Annotated in this window: 2 protein-coding genes and 1 pseudogene; all 3 read right to left on the reverse strand. The window is 63.3% G+C overall.

Annotated features, from left to right (window positions below; genetic code table 11):
• Positions 1–289: pseudogene (locus ACMLHZ_RS10125) on the reverse strand (ABC transporter substrate-binding protein); the annotation flags it as partial.
• A gap of 244 nt (positions 290–533) precedes the next feature.
• The gene (locus ACMLHZ_RS10130; RefSeq protein ID WP_418667607.1) at positions 534–1,922 is read right to left on the reverse strand and encodes a sensor histidine kinase; all 1,389 of its coding nucleotides are present in this window, start codon (positions 1,920–1,922) and stop codon (positions 534–536) included.
• Positions 1,904–2,391: winged helix-turn-helix domain-containing protein (locus ACMLHZ_RS10135; protein WP_418667608.1), on the reverse strand; the 488-nt coding region annotated here is incomplete at its 5' end. The genes ACMLHZ_RS10130 and ACMLHZ_RS10135, both read right to left, overlap by 19 nt.

Consider the following 2,391-nt stretch of genomic DNA (forward strand, 5'->3'; position numbering starts at 1 on the left):
TTGCTTCCATACCTGTTGCCAGGTCAAACCCGATCGAAAGGTCGGCGTTCGTGACCGTGAGGGTGCTTTGAATGAGCGGCTCGTGCACGTGCTCGCCGGCGCCCCACCCGTAAGCCGGGTCAAACCCCGCCTCCGGCTCGCTCTCGGTGTTCATGGCCACCACCACGTTGTTCTTTTCGGCCCCGCCACCGGATGCCGGACGGGAAGCGTTGCCCGCCCCAGGCGCCGCCCCGCAGCCGGCCAACGCCAGCATTGCGAAGACCAAAACAATGCAAAGAAACTTTTTCATCGGTTCCAAACTCACTTTCACATCATTTTTAACAGCTTTTTATTGCCGGGCAACAAAAAGCTGCCACGAAGAGCTTGCCCACACGCTTTCGGCGGGGCGGCATGCCTTCGTGGCATCATTTCACATGCTGATTCGATTGTGGGAACGGTCGTTCCAAAAAGCATCCGCACCTTCGTAATGCGGTTTTATTTCCTATTTATCATACCATAAACACGAATGGATGTAAACCGCCTTTTTCCAAACCTCATCCCGCCGGGCCGGGCTGCGGCTGCGGAAGCCACAGGCTCACCCGGGCGCCGCCCTGGGGCCCGTTTTCCAGCCTCAGAGCCCCCCCCTGCCCCCGGGCAAACTCGGCCGCAAAGGCAAGCCCAAACCCAAAATGGCCGCCGCCGCGGGCCCCATCCTGGGTATAAAACAGTTCTCCCGCCCGCCGCAGCGCTTCGGCCGAAAAACCCGGGCCGTTATCCCTCACTTCAAAGGTCACGCCGCCCTGTTCCAGCCGTGCGGTCAGCTCCACCAGCCCGTCCTTGGGCGCATAGCGGGCGGCATTGTCCAAAAGGTTTGTCAGCGCCCGCCGCAGGCCTGCCTCCCCGGTCACAATCCGCCCCTCCTGCCGCCGGTCCAGGCAAAACCGCACGCCCTTTTGAGCGCCCAGCGCCTTTGCCGTCCCCTCCAGTTCCTCCAGCAGCGGCAAAAGCTCCACCGGGCGGGGCTTTTCCTCCACCGCGCCCGCGGCCGTTCCCACCAGCTGGGCAAGGTAGTCGTTTGCCCGCCGCGCGCTGCGCAGGATTGTTTCCAGCTCTTTGCGCCCGCCGTCCTGGCCTGCGGGCTCCTCCAGCAAAAGCTCCGTGTTGCCGCTGATCACCGCCAGCGGGGTCTTCAGATCATGGGCCAGGGCCGCCACCTGCGCCTGCCGCTGCCGGCGCAGCGCCCACTGCTCCTTCAAGCTGGCGGCAAGGCTTTTGCGCAGGGTATCCATGGCCGCCATCGCTCCGTCCAGCTCTTTTACGCCGGTGGAGGAAAAATCCCCCTGTTCCAGTTCCCCCGCGGCAATGGCGCCCCCAGCCTGGGCCAGCTTTCGAATGGCTTTTTCCAGCCGCCGCGCAAACAGCCAGGTGTGCAAAAACACTGTGAACAGCCCCACCAGCGCCAGCGCCAGCAGGTAACAGGTCTGAAAATCCGGCAGGCCGCGCAGGGCTGGGTTGCGGTATTGCTGCCGGAAATCGTATTGCAGCAGCACCGTTTGCCCGTTTTCCAGCCGGCTGTGGGCATAGAACTTGGGGTAAAAAAAGCCGTTTTGCATGGAATCACCGCGATAATTGCTCTGCGCCTGTTCCTGTTCCCCCGCGCTCATGTCGGTCTGCAGAACCTCACCCCCGGGCCCGAACACAATATAGCGGCACAGTGGGTCCACAAGCTCCGGCAAAAACGCCTCGTTTTCCAAAATAGCCTGGCTCGCCGCCTGCGCCGCCTGCTGCGCGGCATTCGCCGGGTAGACCAAAAAGCGGATAAAAAAGCCCATTCCCATCCACCACAGCAGCAGCAGAACCACGCAGTCCACCGCCGTCTGCAAAAAATAGCTGGCCAGCAGCCATTTCAGGCCGCGGGGCTTTTTCACCCTTCGCTTTTCCATTTATACCCCACTCCCCACACCGTTTCCACAGGCTGCCCAAAGGGCCGCAGTTTTGCCCGGATATTTTTGATATGCTCGGTCACGGCGGCGGGGTCGGCCTCGCTCTCATAGCCAAACGCCGCCTCGTACAGCTGCTCCCGGCTGAACACCTGGCCGGGCCGCACCGCCAACAGCTCGCACAAAGAATACTCCCCCCGCGTCAGCGGCAGTGCCTGGCCGCCTGCGTACAGCGCCCGCCCGGCCAGGTCGAATTGAAAGGCTCCCCGGACCAGCCGGCGGGCCGGCGCGCGCCCCTGCCGCCGCAGGTGCGCATTTACCCGTGCCCGCAGCTCCGCCAGCCGGAAAGGCTTCAGCAGATAATCGTCGCCCCCCAGGGCCAGGCCGCGCACCACGTCCTCCTCCCCCACTTTTGCGGTGAGGAATACGATCGGGCAGTCTGCCAGCTCCCGCACCCGGGCGCAGGTGGCAA

Source organism: Allofournierella sp. (genome assembly GCF_048388525.1).
Classification (GTDB): Bacteria; Bacillota; Clostridia; order Oscillospirales; family Ruminococcaceae; genus BQOK01.

What these genes read in the sequence shown, in the direction of transcription:
- ACMLHZ_RS10130 (WP_418667607.1), bottom strand. Translation starts at nt 1,922, where the DNA reads ATGGAAAAGCGAAGGGTGAAAAAGCCCCGCGGCCTGAAATGGCTGCTG.